This window comes from Paracidovorax sp. MALMAid1276, from assembly GCF_049198005.1.
Classification (GTDB): domain Bacteria; phylum Pseudomonadota; class Gammaproteobacteria; order Burkholderiales; family Burkholderiaceae_C; genus Acidovorax.
In genome coordinates this window covers 1-16,490 of the sequence record NZ_JBMIRS010000248.1, presented here as the reverse complement: position 1 = coordinate 16,490, position 16,490 = coordinate 1, and the positions used below count along the sequence as shown (strand labels likewise).

General features: G+C 68.8%; 17 protein-coding genes and 1 pseudogene. 5 read left to right on the top strand and 13 right to left on the bottom strand.

Going from position 1 to position 16,490, the window contains the following annotated elements; genetic code table 11:
* The 3 genes from ACOQFS_RS20595 to ACOQFS_RS20585 all read right to left on the bottom strand — a co-directional run.
* Positions 1–373 (bottom strand): hypothetical protein (locus tag ACOQFS_RS20595; RefSeq protein ID WP_421564678.1); only part of this gene is annotated, 373 nt, incomplete at its 3' end.
* A 102-nt stretch (positions 374–475) separates the two neighbouring features.
* Positions 476–1,078 carry an isochorismatase family protein gene (locus tag ACOQFS_RS20590; RefSeq protein ID WP_421564677.1) on the bottom strand — a complete coding sequence of 201 codons (603 nt, stop codon included), beginning with the start codon at positions 1,076–1,078 and terminating at the stop codon, positions 476–478.
* A gap of 171 nt (positions 1,079–1,249) precedes the next feature.
* On the bottom strand, positions 1,250–2,392 hold the full coding sequence (locus tag ACOQFS_RS20585) for a PQQ-dependent sugar dehydrogenase (RefSeq protein WP_421564676.1): 1,143 nt from the start codon (positions 2,390–2,392) through the stop codon (positions 1,250–1,252).
* A 235-nt stretch (positions 2,393–2,627) separates the two neighbouring features.
* On the opposite strand from ACOQFS_RS20585, the gene ACOQFS_RS20580 reads away from it, so the two are divergent.
* On the top strand, positions 2,628–3,236 hold the full coding sequence (locus tag ACOQFS_RS20580; RefSeq protein ID WP_421564675.1) for a C40 family peptidase: 609 nt from the start codon (positions 2,628–2,630) through the stop codon (positions 3,234–3,236).
* A gap of 34 nt (positions 3,237–3,270) precedes the next feature.
* Here ACOQFS_RS20580 and ACOQFS_RS20575 read toward each other — a convergent pair whose 3' ends face one another.
* Complete coding sequence (locus ACOQFS_RS20575; RefSeq protein ID WP_421564674.1) at positions 3,271–3,663, bottom strand: hypothetical protein; 393 nt, start codon at positions 3,661–3,663, stop codon at positions 3,271–3,273.
* A 288-nt stretch (positions 3,664–3,951) separates the two neighbouring features.
* On the opposite strand from ACOQFS_RS20575, the gene ACOQFS_RS20570 reads away from it, so the two are divergent.
* Positions 3,952–4,212, top strand: a complete 261-nt coding sequence (locus ACOQFS_RS20570) for a GlsB/YeaQ/YmgE family stress response membrane protein (RefSeq protein WP_421564673.1) — start codon at positions 3,952–3,954, stop codon at positions 4,210–4,212.
* Here ACOQFS_RS20570 and ACOQFS_RS20565 read toward each other — a convergent pair.
* From ACOQFS_RS20565 to coxB, 4 genes are read right to left on the bottom strand one after another with little or no spacing between them, the layout of a single operon-like run.
* The gene (locus tag ACOQFS_RS20565) at positions 4,199–5,041 is read right to left on the bottom strand and encodes a cytochrome c oxidase assembly protein (protein WP_421564672.1); all 843 of its coding nucleotides are present in this window, start codon (positions 5,039–5,041) and stop codon (positions 4,199–4,201) included. The genes ACOQFS_RS20570 and ACOQFS_RS20565 overlap by 14 nt on opposite strands.
* Positions 5,032–5,400, bottom strand: a complete 369-nt coding sequence (locus tag ACOQFS_RS20560) for a hypothetical protein (RefSeq protein WP_421564671.1) — start codon at positions 5,398–5,400, stop codon at positions 5,032–5,034. The genes ACOQFS_RS20565 and ACOQFS_RS20560 overlap by 10 nt, the downstream gene beginning before the upstream one ends.
* Complete coding sequence (gene ctaD / locus ACOQFS_RS20555; protein ID WP_421564670.1) at positions 5,397–7,970, bottom strand: cytochrome c oxidase subunit I; 2,574 nt, start codon at positions 7,968–7,970, stop codon at positions 5,397–5,399. Before ctaD ends, ACOQFS_RS20560 begins: the two co-directional genes overlap by 4 nt.
* Positions 7,967–8,788 carry a cytochrome c oxidase subunit II gene (coxB, locus tag ACOQFS_RS20550; RefSeq protein WP_421564669.1) on the bottom strand — a complete coding sequence of 274 codons (822 nt, stop codon included), beginning with the start codon at positions 8,786–8,788 and terminating at the stop codon, positions 7,967–7,969. The genes ctaD and coxB overlap by 4 nt, the downstream gene beginning before the upstream one ends.
* Positions 8,789–8,791: 3 nt before the next feature.
* On the opposite strand from coxB, the gene ACOQFS_RS20545 reads away from it, so the two are divergent.
* Complete coding sequence (locus ACOQFS_RS20545; RefSeq protein WP_421564668.1) at positions 8,792–9,190, top strand: DUF2231 domain-containing protein; 399 nt, start codon at positions 8,792–8,794, stop codon at positions 9,188–9,190.
* 44 nt (positions 9,191–9,234) lie between these two features.
* On the opposite strand, the gene ACOQFS_RS20540 is transcribed toward ACOQFS_RS20545, so the two are convergent.
* The 3 genes from ACOQFS_RS20540 to ACOQFS_RS20530 all read right to left on the bottom strand — a co-directional run bounded on the left by ACOQFS_RS20540 (position 9,235) and on the right by ACOQFS_RS20530 (position 11,624).
* Positions 9,235–9,669, bottom strand: a complete 435-nt coding sequence (locus ACOQFS_RS20540; RefSeq protein WP_421564667.1) for a CopD family protein — start codon at positions 9,667–9,669, stop codon at positions 9,235–9,237.
* Between the two features lie 222 nt (positions 9,670–9,891).
* A complete protein-coding gene (locus ACOQFS_RS20535) occupies positions 9,892–10,857 on the bottom strand; it encodes a Bug family tripartite tricarboxylate transporter substrate binding protein (protein ID WP_421564679.1) in 966 nt (321 codons plus the stop codon).
* 290 nt (positions 10,858–11,147) lie between these two features.
* On the bottom strand, positions 11,148–11,624 hold the full coding sequence (locus ACOQFS_RS20530; protein ID WP_421564666.1) for a DUF3237 domain-containing protein: 477 nt from the start codon (positions 11,622–11,624) through the stop codon (positions 11,148–11,150).
* 164 nt (positions 11,625–11,788) lie between these two features.
* Here ACOQFS_RS20530 and ACOQFS_RS20525 point away from each other — a divergent pair, with 164 nt between their 5' ends.
* Both ACOQFS_RS20525 and ACOQFS_RS20520 read left to right on the top strand, forming a co-directional pair.
* On the top strand, positions 11,789–12,637 hold the full coding sequence (locus ACOQFS_RS20525; RefSeq protein ID WP_421564665.1) for a helix-turn-helix transcriptional regulator: 849 nt from the start codon (positions 11,789–11,791) through the stop codon (positions 12,635–12,637).
* A gap of 66 nt (positions 12,638–12,703) precedes the next feature.
* Positions 12,704–15,436 carry a DEAD/DEAH box helicase gene (locus ACOQFS_RS20520; protein WP_421564664.1) on the top strand — a complete coding sequence of 911 codons (2,733 nt, stop codon included), beginning with the start codon at positions 12,704–12,706 and terminating at the stop codon, positions 15,434–15,436.
* Positions 15,437–15,581: 145 nt separating this feature from the next.
* Here the strand turns inward: ACOQFS_RS20520 and ACOQFS_RS20515 are convergent, their stop codons facing one another.
* Both ACOQFS_RS20515 and ACOQFS_RS20510 read right to left on the bottom strand, forming a co-directional pair.
* Entirely contained in the window at positions 15,582–16,160 is a 579-nt protein-coding gene (locus tag ACOQFS_RS20515; protein ID WP_421564663.1) for a DUF3592 domain-containing protein, read from the bottom strand.
* A gap of 106 nt (positions 16,161–16,266) precedes the next feature.
* Positions 16,267–16,490 (bottom strand): annotated as a pseudogene (locus ACOQFS_RS20510) (hypothetical protein); the annotation flags it as partial.

Below are 16,490 nucleotides of genomic sequence, written 5' to 3'. Positions count from 1 at the left end.
CGTTGCGGCGCTTGTGGATAGCCGGGCTAGCCACTGCGCACCGCGCCTTGCATCCCATCCCGACAAGGCCGCTGCGCGACCCCTGGGAGATCGTAAACACGTTCTCATAGGACGCCCGCTCGCTGAAAATCACAACGCGCCGCCCACGGTAGCGTGCGTATTCGTCCACAAAGGCCTGCACGCTGGCATATGGCCCGGCGATGTGGCCTGGGCGTTTGGAGTCGGCAAAAAAGTAATGCTGCCCGCCCCGTTCGAACGACACCAGCCAGTGTCGGCGCAGCGTGTTGCCGCGCACAGAGACGGGGGCGCACTCGATCATCAGGTAGCGCGGCTGCACGCCGGGTTGCAGGGTTTGCAGCGTCTCCAGGGCCAAGCGGGCCAGGTCCACACACACGCCCGCGGGGGCTGCAAAAAAAGGCTTCTGGCGCCCTGGGTCAGCCAGCCCAAGCACAGGCTTGGGGCGTGCCTCACCTGGCTATTTGATCAAGCCCAGCACATCCTTGAACGCCGGGTGCTCGCAGCTGCCCAGCCATTCGAACGCCACCATTTCGGTGGTCACCAGCTCGGCGCCCGCGCCGGCCAGGCGGTCAAACGCGGCGTCGCGGTTGCGCTCGGTCCGGGAGCCGCAGGCATCGGTCACCACCCAGACCTCGAACTCGTCCTCGATCAGGTCGAGCGCGGTTTGCAGCAGGCACACATGGGCTTCACAGCCTGCGATGACGATGGTGCCGCGCTCGGGTGCCTGCTGGGCGGGCTTTTGCAGGTGCTTGGGCAGGCTGCGTGCGTTGCCGCCCTGGGGCTTGGCGGGCGGGCGCAGCCATTCGCCCAGGCCTTCTTCGGCACCGCTGAAGTGCATCTTGGCCAGCGTTCTGCGGCACAAGGCGCGCAGCGCCGCGTCGTTGGCGCCCAGGCGCGACGGGTTCTGCTCGGTGCCCCACACGGGCACCTCCAGCAGGCGCGCCACCTCGGCCAGCCGCCGCGCGTTGGCCAGCACGGCCGCTCCATCATGAATGGCGGGCATCAGGCGCTCCTGGTAATCAACCAGGACCAGTTGGGATTCGTTGGCGTCAAGCAGCATGGCGTGTGGGGGCAATCAAAAGGTTCAGGAAGCGCGCGGGGGCCGGGCCACCAAGGGTCACCCTGACGCCGATCCACCACGGCAAAGTGCCGCATTGTCGCAGCCGCCTGCCCGGCTGGCGAAGCCGCACGCCCACGGACGCGGCCACGGGCGCCAGCCGGAGCGCGGCGCTCACCTCCCGGGCTGCAGGCGCGCCAGGCGCCCTTGCGGGCTGTCGGTCAGCACGTAGAGCAGGCCGTCCGGCCCCTCGCGCACATCGCGCAGGCGCTCGCCACTGCCAGCCAGCAGCTTTTCCTCGCGCCGCACTTTGCCCGAGTCATCCACCTCAAGCCGGTGCAGCGTGCCGAACTTCAGCGAGCCCACGAACAGGCTGCCCTGCCACGCAGTGCCATAGCGGCTGCTGGTCAGAAACGCCATGCCCGAGGGCGCGATCGACGGCACCCAGTAGTGCAGCGGCGGCTCCATGCCCGCCTTGGCCGTGCCTTCGCCGATCTTGCCGCCGCCATAGTTCTCGCCAAAGGTCACCACCGGCCAGCCATGATTGCGCCCGGGCAGCGGCCGGTTGATCTCGTCGCCCCCCTGCGGACCATGCTCGTGCATCCACAGTTGGCCATCGGGCCCCAGCGTCGCGCCCTGCGGGTTGCGGTGCCCATAGCTCCAGATTTCGGGCAGCGCGCCCGCCTGGTCGCGAAAGGGGTTGTCAGCGGGCACGGCGCCATCGGGGCTGATGCGCACCACCTTACCGTGGTGGTTGTCCAGCTTCTGCGCATCATTCATGCGGTGGTAGCGCTCGCCCAGCGCCAAAAACAGGTTGCCGTCCGGCGCCTGCACGATGCGGCAACCGAAGTGCAGGCTGCTCGCAACCTTGGGCCGCTGGCTGAAGATCACCCGCACCTCCTGCAGGCTGCGACCGTCCGCTGCCAGCGTCGCGCGGGCCAGCGCCGTGCTGTTGCCCGAGCCCTCCGCGCCTGCAGGTTCCGAATAGCAAAAGTAGATGCGCCGGTTGCGCGCAAAGCCTGCATCGGTGATCACGTCCAGCAGGCCGCCCTGCCCTCCGGCGGCCACTGGCGGAACGCCCGCCAGCGGGGGGCCGACGTCACCACTCGCGCTGACGACGCGCATGCGCCCCGGGCGCTCGGTGACCAGAAACTGCCCCCCGGGCAGAAACGCCACCGCCCACGGATTCACCAGCCCCGCGGCCACGGTGACAAGCGACGGGCCGGGTGGCGCCGCTTGCGAACTGGCGACGCCTTGGCCGCCAGCAACTATCAAAAATATAGCAATCTTTGCAATGTGAGCAAGCGGTGGAGGCATATTTCTTCCATATCCTATCGAGCGTGCCGCGCATCCACAGCGTGGGTATGGCGTGGAACGGCGCCATGGGCAGGCGTTGGGTCGGTCGTCGAACAACATGGTGTAACTGAAGGCCCGGCCATTGCTACAGCGCCGGTCCCGTGGCCAGCTATCAGGGTAAAACCTGAGTCAAATCAACAGCTTGGCCCAACCCTTATTTTTAATAAGCAAGCGTAGCGTGGTATCTTTCGCCCCCATGTCGCGATGGTTATGTATCCTTTTGCTCACAGCCGCCTCGGCCGCCCAGGCGGTACCCCAGGCAGCAAATCCCGATGATTTCGACCGTTTCGTTGCCGAAAAGGTCGCCGACAAGCCGGCCGACAAGGGCTTGCTCAACCGGCTGGAAGTGGTCGGTCACAAGGTGGCTGACAAGGCCCACAGCGTGGCGGACAGTGCGTCAAACCTGGTGTTCAATGCCATGGGCTTTCTGGGCGTGCCCTACAAGCGCGGTGGCAACAGCGCAGAAACGGGTTTCGACTGCAGCGGCTTTGTGCGCGCCATCTATGAACAAACCGTCGGCCTCCTGCTGCCGCGCCGCGCCGATCAGCAAGCCGCGGCCACGCAGGTGATCGACAAGAAAGAACTGCAGCCCGGCGACCTCGTGTTCTTCAACACCATGCGCCGCAACTTCAGCCACGTGGGCATCTATGTGGGCGAGGGCAAGTTCATCCATTCGCCGCGCAGCGGCGCGCAGGTGCGGGTGGAGGATATGGGCATGACCTATTGGGCGCGGCGTTTCAACGGCGCGCGCCGTGTCGTCGCCGAGGCGGGCACGGGCACCGCAGCCCCGGCAAACCGCCCGTAGGCGGCGGCAACGCATCGTCAGTCCGCGCAGCACGCTACTTCACCACGATCACCGTTTCGGTGGTGCGTATGGGCTCTCCCACCACGTTGATGGGTCTCGCTGTGGGATCTTTCAGGTAAACCTTGGCTGCCGCCATGTCGCGCTGATAGCGTGAGCGCGCCTGCGGTTCGCACGACCTGCGCTCGGCGGCGCCCATCGCCGCGCATTCCGCCAGACTCACTTTGAGGCCGCCGCCTGCTTCGCGAATGGCCGACTGGTAGCGCTGCTGGCCGGTGGTGTCGGGTTGCGCCCCCCGCTGCAGCGACGCCTCGTCACTCAGGGTTTGCGCCGCGCTCGGCACGGGCGCCAGCAGCACGCCGCCCAGGGTGAGCGCTGCCGCGAAGATGAGGCAACTGCGGTTGCCGATCAGTCGGGTGAATGTGGTCATGGATGTCCCTTCCTTTCAGCGTGCACAACAGCGTGGGCTCGCAACCGAAACGCTATCCACAGAGCACCAGAGCACCACAGCACGCATACCGGCGATGTTGGCCGCAGGACGGCGCTGAGGGCACCGGCCTGCTTCTCGCACGCTTGTGGGAAGACTCCCACAGTCGCAGCCCGCGCCACCGCTTGCGCACCTCGCCCCTCGCTGGGACTCCCGCAGGGCACCTTGTCCGACACGGGGGTGCAACAGGTGTCCCTAAAGTAACCGGAGGTGACAAGCAAAGGGGGGTACATGCCATCACTGCTCGGAATGTTGTTGATTGGCCTGGCGACGGCGCTGGCGTTAGGGCTGCTGGCCCACGCCGTCCGTCCAGGCCGCGACCGGCAGGGGTGGATCATGATGTTCCTGCTGGGCGTTGCGGGCTCGTTTCTCGCCAGCTACATCGGCCTGGCGTTGAACTGGTATCAGGACGGCGGGCTGGCCAACTGGCTGGTGCCGGTGGCCGGGGCGTCCACATTGGTGGTGCTGTTTGGATTCTTCAAAGGGCGTTAGGCCACTGGGCCAACTGCGGTGATCTGCCGCGTGCCAGCCACCGCCACCCCAGCCACGCGGCTGCCCACAGGTACACGGCACCGCCGGGAATCCACATCACCAGGCCGGCCAGCTGCTGGTCCCACAGTTCGCGCGACTCGCCCGCATACAAAACCACCGGCGCAAAGGTAAGCAAGGCGCCCAGCAGGCCCGTGTGCATCACCGTGAACAAGAGCGCCATCATGGCCTGCGGGGCACGTGCAGTGCCCGGGCGCAGCACGGCCCACCAGAAGAGCCAGCCGGTGAACAGAAAGCTGGCGTGCTCCAGCACATGCCAGCCGTTGAACATCACGGCGGCCATGTACGGCCCGGGCGCATGCCAGACCCAGATGGCGGCCGCATGCAGCAGCGCGCACAGCATCGGCCGGCGGGCCATCGCCAGCACACCCCGCCACACACCGTCGATGCGGCGGCCCGCCACGGCGCGCCACTGCTGAAGGGGCCGCGCCAGCACGGCCAGCGGAGCCACCACAGCGATGAGCAGCATGTGCTGCACCATGTGCCAGGCCGTGCTGCTGCCTGCCATGTCGTCGAAGGGGCCGAACAGTGCCAGCCCGGCCACCAGCATCGCACCATGGAACAGCGCCCTCCGCACCGGGTCGGGCCGCCGCAGCACGGCCCCCCACAGATAGCCCAGCCACGCCACCGCAAACAGCGCTTGCGACGCCCAGATGGGCGCATGCGCGCCCTCCCCGATGAACGCATTGCCATGAGCGGCCGCGGTGCCCGGTGCCAGCGCCGACCACAACGCCAGCAGCGTGGCCCCCGTGCTGAAGGCTCCTAAACGCATGGCGACAGCACCAGCAGCGGCAGCGCCACCACCACGGTGGACACCGCCGCCACACCGTGCAATGCAGCGGCGGCCGATGCAAAAAACCGCTGGCGGCGTTGCGCCGGGGCGCAGCCCTGCAAGCGCCGCGCCGCGCGGGCCTGGCGCAGCGCCGCCCAGGCAAAGCCGGCGGCAAACAACGCAGACAGCCCCAGCAGCGTCGCGTTCACCCCATTCCACGGCCCGACCTGCGCGGGCGGCGGCACCACGGCACAGGCCACGGCGGCCCCGCCATACACCAGGCACAGCCAGACAAACCACAGCGTGAGCCCGGTGGCCAACTGCACCGGATGGCCTGGCGGCTGGCGCAGCCACCTCATGCCGCCCCCGAGCGAAAAGCCAGAGGCAACAACGCCATCACCAGCCACGCCACGGCCGCAGCACCTGCGGTGTAGCGCCACCACAGGGCCACCACCAAGGGCTCGTAGGGGGCCATGGCCCCCACATAGCCGCATCGCACGCGCCAACCCTGCAGCAGCGACAGCACCGTGGCCAGCGCCGCATGCGCGAGCAGGTAAACCAGCGTGAAAGCCAGCACCGCATCGTGTGCGAGCAATGTGGGCGCCAGGGGCGCCCGCGCCAGCAGCACACCCAGCGCCACGCAGGCCAGCCCTCCCATCAGCGTGGCCAGACCCAGGTGCATGGCAAGCCCCGCGGCCCCCGCAGAGTTCCGAAGGCGCGCCACGGCCCGCTGCATGGCCAGCGTGCCCAGGCCCAGCAGCACCGCCACGCCGGCCAGCGGCCACACGCCCAGCGGTGATGCGGCCGGCGGCTTCCAGTGGGGCGCCACCGTCCACAAGTACAGCCACCCGAACAGCAGCGATACAAACAGCGCCGCATCGGCCAGCAAGGTCAGGCCCATGCCCCACAGGCCCGGCCCGTCGAAGGTGCGCGAGTGCAGCTTCAGCCCGTCGGGCAGGTCGTGTGCCTCGCCGGCGGCGGCACGCGGGTGCGCACCGTTCTCCCACGACCAGCGCAACAGGACAACCACGGTCGCCAGCGCAGCGATAGCCGCCGCCGCATATGCCTTGCACAGCAGTGCAATGCACACGCCCGACAGCATCAGTGCCGCCACCAGCGGCCACCACGAGTTGCCGGGCAGGTGGATCACCTCGCGGGGCACGCCAGTCACAGGGTCGCTGCCCAGCGTTTCGCGCCGGCCATGGCGCGCCTGGGGCAGTGCATGCTGCCCCGCGGCAATGGTGTGGGGCAGATCCGGGTGGTCCCACAGCGGGTGGCGGGTGGACAGCGGCGGCAGGCTGGCGAAGTTGTAGCTGCGCGGCGGCGTGCCGCTCGCCCACTCCAGCGTGTCGGCCCCCCAGGGGTTCAGCGGCGCGCGGCGGCCCAGGCGGAAATGCAGCGCGATGTCGAGGATCACCGTGGCCACGCCAAACGCCATCACAAAGCTGAAGACCGACGACACCAGGTTGGGCCAGTCCCAGCCCATGCCCGGCGCATAGGTGTACACACGCCGCGGCATGCCCATGAGGCCTGTCCAGTGCATGACGAGGAAGGTGCCGTTGAAGCCCACAAAGCTCAGCCAGAACCCCGCCTTGGACAGGCGCTCGAACGGCATGCGCCCGCTGAAGTTCGGCAGCCAGTAATACAGCCCGGCCACCAGCGGGTACAGCATGCCGCCGATCAGCACATAGTGGAAATGCGCCACCACAAAATGGGTGTCGTGTACCTGCCAGTCAAACGGCACGAAGGCCAGCATCACCCCCGTGAGCCCGCCCGCCACAAAGATGAACAGAAAGCCCGCCACCCACAGCATGGGCACGGACCACACGGGCCGCCCCGTCCAGAGCGTGGCGATCCACGAGAAGACCTGCACCCCGGTGGGTATGGCGACGAGCATGCTGGCAAGCGAGAAGAATGCCAGCGCCATGGCCGGGATGCCCACCGCGAACATGTGGTGCACCCACAGCCCGAAGCTGATGAAACCGATGCTGACCAGCGAGACGACCACACACCGGTAGCCCACCAGCGGGCGCCGCGCGAACACCGGCACAATGGTGGACACCACCCCGGCGGCCGGCACAAAGATGATGTAGACCTCGGGATGCCCGAACAGCCAGAACAGGTGCTGCCACAGCACGGCGTCGCCGCCCCGCGTGGGGTCGAAGAACGCCCAGCCTGCGGCGCGCTCCAGCTCCAGCAGGATGGAGCCGAGAATGAGCGGCGGAAACCCGGTGACGATCATCAGCGAAGTCACCAGCATGGCCCAGGCGAACACCGGCATCTGGTGCAGCCCCATGCCGGCCGCGCGCGTGCGCAGTATCGATACGGCGATCTCGATGCCGGCGGCCATGGTGGATATCTCCACAAAGGTCACACCCACCAGCCAGAAGTCTGCATTGACCCCGGGCGAGTAACGGCTGCTGGACAGCGGCGTGTACATGAACCACCCCGCGTCGGGCGCGAGGCCCAGCAGCAGGCTGCTGGTGAAGATCACGCCCCCAAACACATAGCACCAGTAGCCAAACGCGGACAGCCGGGGAAAGACCAGGTCCCGCGCGCCCAGCATCTTGGGCAGCAGGTAGGCCGCCAGGCCCTGCAGGATGGGCACGGCAAACAGAAACATCATCATGGTGCCGTGCATGGTGAAGGCCTGGTTGTAGGCCTCGGCCCCCATGAAAGCCTGGCCCGGCCGGGCCAGCTGCGCCCGCAGCAGCATGCCCAGCAGGCCGGCCACCACAAAGAACGCGCCCCCCGTCAGCATGAAGCGCAGGGCAATGCTGCTGTGGTTGACCACGCTGAGCGCGCGCCAGCCGCGTGGGTTGCCCCACACCGCCTCGAACTCGGCGTGCAGCGCCTGCGCGTCGGCCATGGGCGCGCCATGCTGCGTGGACGTAGGTTCGGTGGCGGTGGGCGGCTGCGTCGAAGTCATTGCTGCGCCCCCCGCTGCGGCACGGTGCCGCCCGCTTCGCTGGTGGCCGCCGCGGGCCCCGCACCTGCCAACCAGGCATCGAACGCGTCGGCCTCCATGGCGATCACCGTCATGCCCATGTGCGCATGGCCCACGCCGCAGAACTCTGCGCACTGCCCCCGGTAGGTTCCGGGCTCGTGTGCCTGCAGCCGCACCCGCAAGCTGCGCCCCGGCACCGCGTCCAGCTTGCCGCCGAGCCGGGGCACCCAGAAGGAATGGATCACGTCCGCGCTGCCGGTGATCACGTCCACCGGCCGGCCTGCGGGGATGCGCATCTCATTGCGCTGCGCCCTGGCATGGCCCGGGTAGCGCACCTCCCACCACCACTGGTGGCCGATGGCCTCGATCTGGAGCGGCGCAGGTACACCGGACGCCTTGCCGGGCAGCGGCAACTGGTGCAGGCCGGCAGGCGATCCCAGCGCCACCAGCGCTGCAATGCAGACACTGGGCAGCACCAGCCCGCCCCACACCAGCCACCGCCGCTCGGTGCGCCCCGCCGACTGTTGCGCACCATCGCCTTGCGGGGCCGCGCCGCGCCGCATCGCCAGCATCCAGGCCGCCACCACGCCTGCCAGAACCAGGATGGCCACGGCCAGCATCCACCACCACACCGTGGCAATGGCCTGGGCCGAAGGGCCGGCCGCGTCCAGCGTGGACAGGGGGCCCTGGCAGCCTGCCAGCAGCAGGGCCAGGGCGGGCCAAGGCAGAATCGACGCATGAACCCGACGCCCCCAGAGCCCATCCTGAGCCGCGCGGCCATCGCCGGTCACCCCCTGCATCCCATGATGATCCACTTCCCCGTGGCGGCGCTCATCGGGCTGGTGGGTGCCGACGGCGCGTTCGTCCACACCGGCGACCCCTTTTGGGCACGGGCGGGTGTGTGGCTGGCGGGCGTGGGTGCGCTGGGCGGCTGGGGCGCGAGCTTGGCAGGCCTGGTGGACCTGCTCACCGTGGGGCGCATACGGCGCCTGATCACCGCCTGGGGCCATGCCCTCATCGCCGTGATGATGCTGTCGCTGGCCACCTTGAACTGGATGCTGCGCCTGGGCGACCCCGGCGCGCTGGTGATGCCCTGGGGCCTGGGCATGTCGCTGCTCACGGCCAGCTTCATTGGCCTGGCGGCCTATCTGGGCGGGCGGCTGGTGTACGAGCATGCCGTAGGGGTGGACACGGGCGCATAGCGCAGTCTCGGTGCGGGCAGTGCGGGCCCGGCAGATGGCGCCCATCAGAAGGGCTTTCCCAGCACCAGCCAGGCCACCAGCAGCATGGCTGCAACGCACACCATCGCCACGGCCGCGCAGGGCGCTGCCAGCCCCGTCTGGCCCCGCTCGGCCTTCAGCACCAGCAGGCCGCACACGGCATGGGCCAGCACCAGCAAGCCCACCGCCACCAGCTTGGCCACCAGCCACACCGTGAGCGGGCCCAGAAACACAAAGATCACCGTGCCCGAAGCAATGGCGACCAGCGCTGCCGGTGTGACCACCAGCGTGAACAGCAGGCGCAACACCGGCGGCGCCGACGCTGCGGACGCGGCTGCCGCATCCCCCGTCAATGGCGCGCGTTTCGGGTCGGCCGCCGACGCGATCAGCGCCGGCAGGTACAGCAAGGTGCCGCACCACACGATGACGGCCGCGATGTGAACGAGCTTCAGCCACGGCATGCGGGCGCGGCTCGGCGTGCAGGGCGGTGGCGCCTGCACTCTGTGGGGATGGTGGCCGTGGGGGGTATCGAAATCGCAGTCCGCATCAGTCCTGCAGCCGGGGAGAAAGGGTCGGGCTGACGATGATACGGAGGGCTGCGGGCCCTTCAGGGCAATTGGCGAATCTGTCTTACGCGGCGGTGCGGGGTGCACACGCCACGCGGTGGACGATGGCAGCTGCGCTCAGTCGGCCTTGAAGCCCGTGGCCGCCACGGCCTTGCCCCAGGTCAGCGTGTCGGCCGCGATGATGCGGGCGAACTCCTGCTGGCTGGTGCCCGTCACGCGGAACCCGGCCTCTTCCATCTTGGCCTTGCCCTCGGGCGACTGCACCGCCTTCACGATGTCGGCACTCAGTTTGGCGATGATCTCGGGCGGCGTCTTGGACGGCGCCACGATGCCGAACCACGACGAGAACTCCAGGTTGGCGTAGCCCTGCTCCTTGATGGTGGGCACATCCGGCAAGGCATGGGTGCGTGTGGCGCCCGTGGTGCCAAGGGCTGCCAGCTTGCCCGCCTTCACGTTGGGCGCGGCCAGGCCTACGCTGGCGAACACGCCCTGCACATCGCCGCTGAAGAGGCCGCCCAGTGCGTCCGACGTGTTCTTGTAGTGCACCGGCTCGGGCTTGAGCTTCACGGCATCGCCAAACATGTACGCCCCGAAGTGCCCCGGCGTGCCCGCGCCGAAGGTGGCCAGGAACAGGCCCTTTTGCTGCTTCGTCCAGTCCACAAAATCCTTCACGTTGCGTGCGGGCACTTTCTGCGGGTTGACCAGCAGCACAAAGTCGGACGTGACCACCTGGCTCACGGCGGTGAAGTCTTTGGCCGGGTCATAGGGCAGCCTGTTGTAGCTGCTGGGCGCAATGCTGAGCTGCCCGGTTTCACCCAGCATCAGCGTGTAGCCGTCGGGCGCAGCGCGTGCGGCTTCGCTGGCCGCAATCAACCCGCCCGCGCCGGGCTTGTTGTCCACGATCACGCCCAGGTTGCCCCAGCCTTCCGACAGCTTTTGCGCCAGCAGGCGCGCCACGATGTCGGGCCCCGTGCCGGCCGGGAAGCCCACGATGATGCGCACGGGCTTGCTGGGGTAAGCCCCGCCAGCGGCCTGCGCGTGGGCTGCGCCCCAGGGGGCGGCCAGGCCAGCGGCGACTGCCATAGCTGCTGCAGCCAGCACCGCACGGCGGGCCTGGGTGCGTGGTGCGGATGGGGTAGGGTTCAAGGGCTTCATGAATGTCTCCGTTGGATGTTGTGATGAAAAGAAAGAGGGAAGAAGGGCGGTAGGCGTCAGAAGGTGTGAATGAATCCGGCGTGCCCGAGCGGGCCGCACAAACGTGCGCTATCAAGGCGCAAAGCGCAGCCATAGCTCGGGCTATGGCGAGCATTTGCAACGCAGAGGGCGTGCGTTTTTGCGGTACGAGTGGGCATGAGGGATTCGTTCACACCTTCTCAGTCCAGCTCGAAGAACCGCATGGCCACGGTGTCGGGGTAGCGGGCACCCGCGCCCACAAACATGCGCTCGGCGATCCAGGCCAGTGCGGGCGACGCGGTTTCGAAGCTGGGGCTGCAGCGGAAATAAATCTGGGCGGGGTCCACGGGCTCGCCGCGCACCAGCCGCGCTATCAGCTGTGGCGGGCCGGATCGCACCGCCCGGTTCTGCACGTAGATCAAATCCCCGCCGTCGGTCTCCAGCACATACCGCGCGTCCAGCTCCGCAAGGCGGTCGTTCACCACCAGCTGAAAGTCCGCGCCGCCCGGCAGCACCCGCGCTGTCCAGCCGTCTCCGGTGGCGGTGCCGCCGGTGATGGGGATGAGCCGCCGCAGGCCGTGCACGGTGTGACCCACCTCCTGCGGCGCGCCCACCTGCACGCGCAGGTCGGCAAAGAACTGGAGACGGGGCTCGGGCAGGGGTGGAAGCGCAGACATGGGCAAGGGACTCGCAACGAAAATTAGTTATAAAAACTAGCGTAAATCCGGTTGCGGCCTGCGGCTGTCATCCCTGAGGATGACAGCGCCATGACCCGTCCCTCGCCTGCCCGCCCGCACATCCACCCCGCCCTGCACAGCGGCACGATGCCCAGGGGGCGCCCATGAGGCAGTGGCTTGCACCGCCGCAGCCGGCCGGCCCCACTGGCGCGGCGCTCGCGGCCATGGTGCAGCGGCTGGGCGAACCGGGTTTTGTGCCGGGTCTGCTGCAGGCCATGGCGCCCTTGCTGCCCGCCGCATCGTGGTCGGTGTACCGCACAGGCCGCCGCTGCAAGCCCACGCTCTTCATGTCGGCCAGCCTGGGCGTGCCCGACACCACGCAGGACTGCTGGTGGGCCTACCTCTCGGGCCCCTACCGGCGCGACAGCACCTGGGGCCGCCCGCTGGAGGTTGAAGTGCCGACGGCGCCGCTCACCCAGCTGTGCCACGTCACCGCGCAAGAGCTGGAAGGCGAGCACCGCGCGCGGGTCTACGACGCCCATGGCATGGCCGAGCGCGTGTCGGTGGTGGACCATGAAGCCGACGGCTCGGTGTTTGCCGTCAACTTCTACCGCCACCAGCACCAGCCCCCGTTTCGCGACCAGCACCTGGGCGGCTTCGAAGCCGTGGCGCCGGTGCTGCTCGCGCTGGCGCGCAAGCACATCCAGCTGTCGCAGGGGGCGACTCCGGCATCCGCTGTGCCAGGTGCAGCCCCCGCACTTCAGGCGCCTCTGGGGCATGCCGCCACCAGCAGCCTGCCAGCCTTGCGCGCGCGCCTGCTGCGCACTTCAGACCAGCTCACCGACCGCGAACTGGACGTGTGCGCCCGGCTGCTGCAGGGCATGACACACGAGGGCATCGCCAGCGACCTGGGGCTTGGCGTTCCCACCGTCAAGACCTACCGCAACCGCGCCTTTGCACGGCTGGGCATCCACTTTCGCAACGAGCTGTTTGCACGGGTGCTGGGCGGCTGAAGCGCACCCGCGCGTTCGGCCCTTGCCTGCCGGTGCGCCCGCGCCGCGCGGCACAATCGGCGGCCTATGCCCCACCCTGGCCCCGCTCCCGCGCCCAGCGCCTTTCCCTTAGAGCCGCCCGGCGTTGAACCGGGCCACTTCCGCCCGCGCATCACCCTGATGACCCTGGGGCGCGGCCAGGGCCTGCTGGGCATGGCGCCACAGGGCCGGCTGGGCCCGCGCGGCGACAGCGTGACGCTGGTGCAGATCGACTTCACCTACCGCACCGACAGCGGCGCGACCTGGCACGAAAGCGCGCCCACCTCCATCCTGGGCGCGCGCCCCGCCCCCGTGCTGGAGCTGTTCGACACCGGCGGCTCCGTGGTGCAGATGCAGCGCAACCTGGCGGCCGAGGCCGACGCCATGGACCGCGTGTGGGACCTGGGCCTGATCCCCGTGGATGCGGGCAAGCTGCAATGGCGCCACCGGGCCGCCGCCAGCGCCCTGGGCCCCGTGTGGACGCTGGCGCAGGAGGCGCAGTTTGGCGACTTCTGGGCCGATGTGGTACCGCAGCTGCGCGCCGAGGGCTGGAGCGTGGTGGTGCACCCCGGCTTTGCGCACGAAAGCGTGCCGGTGCAGCGCTGGAAGTTGCTGATCGCCCCCGACACGGGCGAGCTGCTGGGCAAAGAGGTGGACGGGCCGCTGGCTGCGCGCGAGCGCGCCGTGCAAAAGCTCATGCTGCCCGAGCGCGAAGGCGCCTGGCTGCTGACGCTGGGCATCGAGATCGACGGCCAGACCCTGGACCTCGCCCCGCTGCTGGCCGACCTGCTGCGCCGCGACCCGCGCTGGCTGAACGCACAGCAGATGGCGGCCATCGACGACCTGGCCATCATCCAGCTGCGCGCCCCCGGCGGCAAACGCATCGAGGCGCCCGCCGGGCCGCTCAAGGCCATCGTGGGCGCGATGGTGGACCTGCTGACCGACCCCACGCGCAACCCGCGCAAGGACGGCGACCCGCTGCACCTCGGCGCCTGGGAGGCGCGCCGCATCGAGGCCTTGCGCGCCGGGCTGGTGCAGGCCCACCGCGTGGGCACGGTGAACGGCTGGAACAACGACTGGCAACTGCAGGGCGATGCCGGCCTGGCGCAGCTGGCCCAGCGCCTGCGCACCATTGGCACCCCGCAGCCGGTGTCCGCGCCGCAGGGACTTCAGGTGCAGTTGCGCCCCTATCAGCTCGAAGGCCTGGCCTGGCTGCAGTACCTGCGCGAACAGGGCCTGGGCGGCATCCTGGCCGACGACATGGGGCTGGGCAAGACCGCGCAAGCCCTGGCCCATGTGCTGGCCGAGAAGGAATCCGGCCGCCTCACCCGCCCGGCCCTGGTGGTGCTGCCCACCTCGCTGCTGTTCAATTGGCAGGCCGAGGCCGCGCGCATGGCGCCGGGCCTGCGCGTGCTGGCGCTGCATGGCGCAGACCGGGGCAAACGCTACCTGCACATCGCCGACCACGACCTGGTGCTGACCACCTACCCGCTGCTCTGGCGCGACGTGGACGCGCTGGCCGCCCAGCCTTTTCACCTGCTGATCCTGGACGAGGCGCAAATGGTGAAGAACGCGGGCAGCCGCAGCGCCCGCGCCCTGCGCAAGCTGCACGCACCGCACCTGCTGTGCCTGACCGGCACGCCGCTGGAGAACCACCTGGGCGAGCTGTGGGCGCAGTTCGACTTTCTGATGCCCGGTTTTCTGGGCGATGTGCGCAGCTTCAACGCCCGCTGGCGCAAGCCCATCGAGGAAAACGGTGAAACCCTGCGCGCCCAGTTGCTGGCCCAGCGCGTGCGCCCTTTCATCCTGCGCCGCCGCAAGCAGGACGTGGCCACCGAGCTGCCCCCGCGCACCGAAACCATCCTGCGCGTTCAGCTGCAGGGCAGGCAGCGCGAGCTCTACGAGGCCGTGCGCACGGCGGCCGACAAGCAGGTGCGCCGCGCGCTGGAGCGGCAGGGGTTTGAGGGCTCGCAGATCGCCATCCTGGACGCGCTGCTCAAGCTGCGCCAGGTGTGCTGCGACCCCAGATTGGTGAAGGGAATACAACAACGCCCCCACGCTCCGCCGCTGCGCGGGTCGCTGCCCCCCGAGGGGGACGCTTTTTTGCCTTGGGGCGGCCCAGCGGCAAAAAGAACAGCTCACACCATGGAGCGCGCCAAGCTCGAACTGCTGGCCGACCTGCTGCCGCCCCTGGTGGACGAGGGCCGCCGTGTGCTGGTGTTTTCGCAGTTCACCGAGATGCTGACGCTGGCGGCCGAGCAGCTCGACGCGCTGGGCCTGCCCTACCTCACTCTCACCGGCCAGACGCCGCCGCGCGAGCGGGGCGCGGTGGTGAAGCGCTTTCAGGCGCAGGACGGAGACGCCAGCGCGCCCGTCCTGCTGGTGAGCCTGAAAGCCGGTGGCGTGGGCCTGAACCTCACGGCCGCCGACACCGTGATCCACCTCGACCCGTGGTGGAACCCCGCCGTGGAAGAGCAGGCCACCGCCCGCGCCCACCGCATCGGTCAGCAGCAGACGGTGTTCGTCTACAAGCTGGTGGTGGAAGGCAGCATCGAGGAACGCATGCTGGAGCTGCAGGCCCGCAAGGCAGCCCTCGCCAGCGGCGTGCTGGGGCACGATGCCGAAGGCGCCGTGAAATTCAGCGAGGCCGACCTGCGCGCCCTTCTGGCCCCGCTGACCGAACCCGCCAACAACCCGCTGGCCATCCCCGGCGAAGAGGCCAAGCGCTGGGGCAGCACCGGCCAGCGCCGGGCGCGGCCGATGCAGCCGCCGGAAGTTTGAGGTCTTTTTGGCCCGCAGCGCTTATCTACAAAGCGCTAACAGCTATGATTTGCATAGCAAATCAACTCCGTAGCGGCCGCGCTTGGCGCATTCCCAGCACAACGTCGGCACAACGCAGACGTAGCACCGATGTAGCGCCGGCACCTTAGCCTGCAGCGCCCGGCGCAGGGTCCAGACGGCCCCGCCACACCGCGCGCGCGATGCGGGCCAGCACCCACAGGCCCAGGCCGCCCGACAGCGTGGCGAGCAGCAGTCCTAGGGCCAGCAGTTCGGGCCGCAGGCTGCGGTCCACCACCGACTCAGCCGGGTTGCGCGGGTTCACCCACACCGGCACCGGCTCGCCCGACTGCGCGGCGCTTTCGAGCCGTTGGCCCAGCCGCTCCTGAAAACTGCCGATGTTGTCGGGCCGCGTGTGGACTGCTGCGCGTTGCCCCACAAACGTCACGCCGTTCACCGTGTACCGGTACTGCACCGACACGCTGCGCGTGGTTCCGCCCTTGCTGCTGCGATGGCTGTGCAGGGTGGCCGATTCGATCACCGCCGGCATGGCCTGCCAGCCCCGCATGCGCACCCCGTCGTAGGCCGCCGGCAACACCATCCACAGCAAGATGCCGATGCCCGCTGCCGCAAATGGCAGCGCACCCAGTGCCAGCAGCCAAAGCGCGCCGGGCAGCTTCTCACGCTCTGGCGCCGGTGGGCGCGCGCCCGACTCGGCAGGGGTCATGGCGATGGCTCGCGGGTGGCGTTGAGGCGGGGCATGGATCTCTTTCGCAAGTTGGCGCCGCATTTTTGCATCATTTCGACCGCCACCGCTTTCCTGCAATGGGTTTTCAGCTATGAAAACAGTAGTCCTCGTCGTGCTGGGAATGATGCAGAACATGCCAAGGACCGCCAAGAGCCTGTTCAATGTCTTTTTGAAGTCGCACAAGGTCCTTGCCGGGATGGGATGCCAGGCGCGGTGCGCCGTGGATAGCTTGGCTATCCACAAGCGCCGTAACGCCGCAGACCGCCCGGCAAGGCACTTGCCCGAAGGGTTGGAGTGAAATCGGGCGAT